This is a genomic window from Streptomyces coryli (assembly GCF_011044975.1).
Lineage (GTDB): Bacteria > Actinomycetota > Actinomycetes > Streptomycetales > Streptomycetaceae > Streptomyces > Streptomyces coryli.
On record NZ_JAAKZV010000362.1, the window covers coordinates 1 to 5861 of the forward strand.

General features: G+C 70.9%; 7 protein-coding genes. 2 read left to right on the forward strand and 5 right to left on the reverse strand.

From position 1 onward, the window contains the following. The coding region (locus G5C51_RS39215) for a glycosyltransferase (protein WP_165245247.1) at positions 1 to 688 on the forward strand (688 nt) is incomplete at its 5' end. Here the strand turns inward: G5C51_RS39215 and G5C51_RS39220 are convergent. The 4 genes from G5C51_RS39220 to G5C51_RS39235 are packed head-to-tail and all read right to left on the reverse strand — an operon-like array spanning position 677 to position 3966. After that, a complete protein-coding gene (locus G5C51_RS39220) occupies positions 677 to 1678 on the reverse strand; it encodes a formylglycine-generating enzyme family protein (RefSeq protein ID WP_338118478.1) in 1002 nt (333 codons plus the stop codon). The genes G5C51_RS39215 and G5C51_RS39220 overlap by 12 nt on opposite strands. Next, on the reverse strand, positions 1671 to 3170 hold the full coding sequence (locus G5C51_RS39225; RefSeq protein WP_165245249.1) for an arylsulfatase: 1500 nt from the start codon (positions 3168 to 3170) through the stop codon (positions 1671 to 1673). Before G5C51_RS39225 ends, G5C51_RS39220 begins: the two co-directional genes overlap by 8 nt. Positions 3171 to 3206: 36 nt before the next feature. Continuing rightward, positions 3207 to 3518, reverse strand: coding sequence for an SHOCT domain-containing protein (locus G5C51_RS39230; protein ID WP_165245251.1), 312 nt, complete (start codon positions 3516 to 3518; stop codon positions 3207 to 3209). A 7-nt stretch (positions 3519 to 3525) separates the two neighbouring features. Beyond that, positions 3526 to 3966 carry a DUF6325 family protein gene (locus G5C51_RS39235; protein WP_165245253.1) on the reverse strand — a complete coding sequence of 147 codons (441 nt, stop codon included), beginning with the start codon at positions 3964 to 3966 and terminating at the stop codon, positions 3526 to 3528. 148 nt (positions 3967 to 4114) lie between these two features. On the opposite strand from G5C51_RS39235, the gene G5C51_RS39240 reads away from it, so the two are divergent. Further along, positions 4115 to 4819 carry a hypothetical protein gene (locus G5C51_RS39240; protein ID WP_165245255.1) on the forward strand — a complete coding sequence of 235 codons (705 nt, stop codon included), beginning with the start codon at positions 4115 to 4117 and terminating at the stop codon, positions 4817 to 4819. On the opposite strand, the gene G5C51_RS39245 is transcribed toward G5C51_RS39240, so the two are convergent. Beyond that, entirely contained in the window at positions 4758 to 5858 is a 1101-nt protein-coding gene (locus tag G5C51_RS39245) for an AI-2E family transporter (protein WP_165245259.1), read from the reverse strand. The two genes, G5C51_RS39240 and G5C51_RS39245, sit on opposite strands and share 62 nt — an antisense overlap. Between the last annotated feature and the right edge of the window lie 3 nt (positions 5859 to 5861).

Below are 5861 nucleotides of genomic sequence, written 5' to 3' on the forward strand. Positions count from 1 at the left end.
CGCCCCCTCCGACACCCGGACGCCGCTGGTCGTCGCCGCGGGACGGCTGGTGCCCGTCAAGCACTACGGGGTGCTCATCGACGCCTTCGCCCGGGTCGCCGAAGCACGGCCCGACTGGCGGCTGCGCATCTACGGGGGCGGTCCTGAGAAGGAGCGGCTGCGCCGCCGGATCGAGAAGCACGACCTGTACAACCACGTCTACTTGATGGGCCCGCACGCCCCGCTCATCCCGGAGCTGGTCAAGGGATCGATCGCTGTGTCCACTTCCAGCCGGGAAGCCTTCGGCATGTCCATCGTGGAAGCGATGCGCTGCGGCCTGCCGGTGGTGAGCACCCGCTGCCCGCTGGGCCCGCCGGAGATCATCCACGACGGCACCGACGGCCTGCTGGCGCCCCCGGGCAACGCCCCGGCGGTCGCGGACGCCCTGCTCACCCTCATCGACAACGACGCCCTGCGCCGAAAGATGGGACAAGCGGCCGCCGAGACCGGCGCCGGCTACGACCCCCACGTCATCGCCGACCGCGTCGACCAGCTGCTGCACGAGCTGGCCACGGCACACACGAAACCGGCACGCCACGCGCGCCACCTGAACCAGCGCTGCCTCGACGTCGCCTTCAAAGCGCTCTACGCCGGACAGGAACTGCGGCGCGCGACGGCACGGCGGCTCCGACCCGCATCACCCAGGTGAACCGGTCCCGCCCACATCCGCCGCGCAGCGGAAGCCGATGTGGCTCATGCCCGTGTCCACCGGCTGCGGGCGTCTGGCCGCCGGGCGGTAGCGGCGGCAGTACTCGTCCGCGCACAGCCAGGAGCCGCCCTTGACCACCTTCCGGGGGATCGGGCGGCCGGGCTGGGCCGGGTCCACGCTGCCCTGTTCCGTACCGCCGCGCGGCTCGGCCGGGCCGCAGCAGGACGGCGCGGCGTCGCCGCCGGGGGTGGGGGCGAACCAGTCCGCGGTCCACTCCCAGACGTTGCCCGCCGTGTCGAACAGGCCGTAGCCGTTGGGCGGATAGCTGCCGACCGGCGCAGGCCCGTGGACACCGCCGGGACGCGTGCTGCGCCACGGGAAGTCGCCCAGCCACCAGTGCGCCAGCCGACGGCCGCCGGGCTGCGCCTCGTCGCCCCAGGTGTAGTCCGCGCCGTCCAGGCCGCCGCGCGCCGCGTACTCCCACTCCGCCTCCGTGGGCAGCCGCAGGCCGCGCCAGCGGGCATACGCCTCCGCGTCCTCGTGGGCGATGTGCACGACCGGGTGCTGCTTGCGGCCCCGCAGCCCGCTCCCCGGACCCTCGGGCTTCCGCCAGCTGGCGCCCGGCATCCACTCCCACCACTGGCTGAGGTCACGCAGATCGACCGGGCCGCGGGTCGGCCGGAACACCATGGAGCCAGGGGCCAGCCGTGCGGCCGGCACCCCAGGGTAGTCGGCCGCGCGCAGCGGCCGCTCGGCCACCGTGACGTAGTCCGTGGCGCCGACGAAGGCGGCGAACTGCGCGTTGGTGACCGGGTGTTGGGCGATGGCGAAGGGACCCACGGACACCTCGTGGGCCGGGGCCTCCTCGGGATAGTGCCGGTCGGAGCCCATACGGAAGCGGCCCCCGGGCAGGGCCGTCATCCCGGCGGGGGCCCGCACGGCAGTGGTGCCGCCCGGAGCGGGCGGCACCACGGAGACGGTCTCAGGCACTGGGCAGCCCCGCCGTCAGGTTGGCCATGACCTGGTCGATGGTGAAGCTGGCGGCCTTCTGCCGGGGCGGGAACTCCTTGAAGGTCTCCAGGAATTCGCCCACGATGCGCTGCGCGGGAACGACCATGAACGCGTGGCTGATCAGCCAGTCGTAATACGTGTTCGAGGTGACGTCCGCCCGCTCGTACGGGTCCGTGCGCAGGTTGAAGAACTTGGGCACGCGCAGCGGCGTGAACGGCTCGGCCCAGATCCGCAGCGTGCCCGGAGCGCGCTGCTCCATGAACACCAGCTTCCAGTTGTCGTAGCGCAGCGCGGTCAGCTCGCCGTCGTCGGAGAAGTAGAAGAACTCCGTCCGCGCGCCCTTCTCCTCCTGCCCGGTCAGATACGGCAGTTGGTTGTATCCGTCGAGGTGGACCTTGTACGTGTGCCCGTCCAGCGTGGTGCCGGCCTTCAGCTTCTCCACGATGTCGGGTTCGCCCGCGGCCGCGGCCAGGGTGGGCAGCCAGTCCATGCCGGAGAAGATCTCGTTGGAGATCGACCCTGCCTCGATCCTCCCGGGCCAGCGGACCATGGCGGGAACCCGGAAGGCGCCCTCCCAGTTGGTGTTCTTCTCGCTGCGGAAGGGGGTGGTGGCGGCGTCCGGCCAGGTGTTGGCGTGCGGGCCGTTGTCGGTGCTGTAGATCACGATCGTGTTGTCCGCGATGCCGAGCTCGTCGATCACGTCGAGCATCGAGCCGATGTGCCGGTCGTGGTCGATCATCGCGTCGTGGTATTCGGACTGCCAGCGCCCGGACTGCCCCTGGCTCTCGTCCTTGACGTGCGTGCGGAAGTGCATGTGGGTGGTGTTGAACCAGAGGAAGAACGGCTTGTCTTCCCCATGTTGGCGGCGGATGAAGTCCTGTGCCGCGTCCGCGAACTCCTCGTCGCACGTCTTCATGCGCTCGCGGGTCAGCGGACCGGTGTTCTCGATCCGCTGGCCGCCCTTGCCGTCGGCCCAGCTGTGCAGGACGCCGCGCGGCCCGTACCGCTCACGGAAATTCGGGAATTCTTCCTGGGTCGGATAGTCGCGCTCCTCCGGCTCCTCTTCCGCGTTGAGGTGGTACAGGTTGCCGAAGAACTCGTCGAAGCCGTGCATCGTCGGGAGATGCTCGTCCCGGTCGCCCAGGTGATTCTTGCCGAACTGCCCGGTGGCATAGCCCTGTTCCTTCAGTACGCGGGCGATGGTCGGGTCCTCGGGCTGCATGCCGAGAGCGGCGCCGGGAAAGCCCACCTTGGAGAGGCCGGTCCGGAAGGGGCTCTGGCCCATGATGAACGAGGACCGGCCCGCCGTGCAGGACTGCTCGGCGTAGTAGTCGGTGAACTTCATCCCCTCGTTCGCGATGCGGTCGATATTCGGCGTCCGGTAGCCCATCACCCCGTCGCTGTAGCAGCTCAGGTTGGTGATGCCGATGTCATCGCCCCACAGGACCAGGATGTTCGGCTTCTCCGCCATGGAGATCTCCTCGTTGGTGCGGTTCAAGTGACGGGATCAACCGGCGAGAATGCGGGCCTTCTCCGCGGCGAATTCCGCGTCGGTAAGGATGCCCTGGGCTTTGAGCTCGGCCAGCTTGCTGAGCTGCTCGATACGGTCGTCAGCGGCCGGCGGAGCCGGTGCCGGCTGCGCGGGCGCCTGGGCGGCGTATTGCTGCTGCTGGGCCTCGGCGACCATCTGCTGCTGGGCATCGCGATCAGCGGCCCTGCGCTCGACCCGGTTGGAGACGGCGGTCGCGGTTCCGGCCACGACCGCCGTACGGGCCATGGCTCCCAGAAGTCCGGGACGTCCGATGCGGCGACGGATCATGGCTGCCTCACTCCTCGTCCAGTGCGGTGATGGCCCGTGCCACGTCGTCCCGGGGGACCCGCTCCATGAACAGGACCTCCCCCTTCGACTCGCGCAGCGCCGTCGCGAGACGGGCGGCCCAGGTGTTCTCCCAGCAGGCCACCAGCGCCGAGGAGTTCGGCGCCAGGCTGTGCGCGGCCACCTGCAGGTCCTCGTCGCTCAGCAGGTCGAACTCCGCCTCGGCCACCCGTTCGAAGGCCTCGGCGACCCCGGAATCGGCGAGCTCCACCACGGAGACCGAGCCGTCGGGGCCCTTGCGGATGAACGTCATGTCGAGGAAGCGGACCACGCCGCTCTCCTGCAGCTCGCGAAGGGCGGGCGCGACATCGCCGTTGAATTGATTGCCGTCGAACGCCACCACGGCGACGTCCACGGGTCCGACCGAGTCGGCCTTGAGGCCACTGGGCATGCGCGTACCGTCCTTCGTGCCTGGGGGGCAAAGCGCCTAAATGCGATGATAAGCATCAATCTCCGGCCCCGGCATGCGCCCGCGACGGGTCACCCGGATGGCCCGCGGCCGATAGCCGGTGCCTTGCCGATGTCCGAGCCTGATGTCCGTGGAGACAGAGGCGAGTGAACCTGCGAAGGAACGCAATCCCCTCCAGGGCTGGCCCGAACTGGTGCTCACGGCAATCATCGCGCTGGCGGCCGTCGGCACGGCCTGGGCGGGCTTCCAGAGCGCCAAATGGAGCGGGGTGCAGGCGAATTCGTACGCCGAGGCGGGCGCGGCCCGTACCGAGTCCACCCGCAAATCCACTCAGGCCGGTCAGCAGACCACCGTGGACGTCATCACCTTCACCGAGTGGCTCGCGGCGGTCCAGGACGACGTTCGCGACGATCCGGCGAAAATGCCGAAGGGGAATTACCGGCCCGATACGAAGGTGCTGTCCGGAATTCTCTTCAATCGGTTCCGTGACGAGTTCAAGCCGGCCGTACGGGCATGGCTGGACACCAAGCCGCTGATCAACAGCGGCAAGGCGCCGCCGACCCCGTTCGCCATGAAGGAGTACAAGCTCGCCACGGCCACCGAGGCGGACAAGCTGCTGCAGAAGGCCGAGCAGCGGTCGGCGCAGGCCCGGGAAGCGAACCAGATCTCCGACAACTACGTCCTCACCGCCGTGCTGCTGGCGCTGGTCCTCTTCTTCGCCGCGCTCACCGGCCGGGCCCGCCGGGGGCCGAGCGTCTGGGTGCTCTTCGCGCTCACCGTGGTGGCGCTGCTGGTCGCTGTGGGCCTGCTGGCGTCGTTCCCCGTGGAGATCTGACCGGCCGGGTACGGTCCCGCAGCTCCGCGAACACCCCGGACGCGGCCGCCGCGAGCGGCACCGACAGCAGGGTCCCGAGCAGCCCGCCGACCGCCGCGCCCGCCGTGATGGCCAGCATGACCAGCGCGGGATGCATCGCGACCGCATGGCCCTGGACCACCGGCTGCAGCACGCTGCCTTCGAGCAGCTGCACGCCCAGCACCACGGCCAGCGCCGCGAGGGCCTTTCCCACGCCCCCGTCGGCGAAGGCCACGAGCACGGCGACCGCACCCGTCAGGAAGGCGCCCACGTACGGCAGATAGGCGCCGATGAACACCAGCGCGCCCAGCGCCATCGCATTCGGCACGTCGAGCAGCAGCAGCCCCACGGCGATGAGCGTCGCGTCGATGGCGGCGATGACCGTGGTGCCGCGCATGAATCCGCCCATCGCCCGGTACGCCCGCAAGGCCATCCGTACCGCGAGGTCGCCGTGCCCGGCCGGTGCGAGGGCGCGCACCGCCGCCACCGCGCGGCCGCGGTCCCTGAGCATGAAGAAGGCGAGCGCGAGGGTCAGCACGGCGCCGGCCAGGAGCTGCGCGGCGAGGCCGAGGCCGGACAGGACCCCCTTGGCGACCGCGCCCGCCGCGCTCTTGCCCAGATCGCGCAGGCCGTCCGCCGCACCGTGCACCGCCGAGGCGATCGGCCCGTCGCCGCCGATCCGCTCCGCCGCCTGCCCCAGGGCGTCGGTGATCTCTCCGGAGGCGCCGGACAGCACCGTGACCAGCACCCACACGGCGCCGCCCGCGACGGCGACCAGGACGGCCGAGGTCAGCCCGGCCGCGATGCCCGCGGGCAGGCCGAGCCGGCGCAACAGGCGGTGCACCGGCTCGAGAAGAGCCGTGACCAGCAAGGCGAGCAGCACCGGCACGACGGCCGCGTGCAGCACCACGCCCACCGTGATGACCAGTGCCGCGGCGCCACCGACCAGCAGCACCACCGCGCTCCACGCGGCCGCCGCGCGGGCGCCCGGGGGCAGGGTCGGGGGCGGTGGCTGGGGCATGGA

Excerpts from the sequence above, each read along its gene's own strand:
- G5C51_RS39235 (WP_165245253.1), bottom strand. The coding sequence starts at position 3,966 with ATGCCCAGTGGCCTCAAGGCCGACTCGGTCGGACCCGTGGACGTCGCC.
- G5C51_RS39230 (WP_165245251.1), bottom strand. The coding sequence starts at position 3,518 with ATGATCCGTCGCCGCATCGGACGTCCCGGACTTCTGGGAGCCATGGCC.
- G5C51_RS39245 (WP_165245259.1), bottom strand. The coding sequence starts at position 5,858 with ATGCCCCAGCCACCGCCCCCGACCCTGCCCCCGGGCGCCCGCGCGGCG.
- G5C51_RS39225 (WP_165245249.1), bottom strand. The coding sequence starts at position 3,170 with ATGGCGGAGAAGCCGAACATCCTGGTCCTGTGGGGCGATGACATCGGC.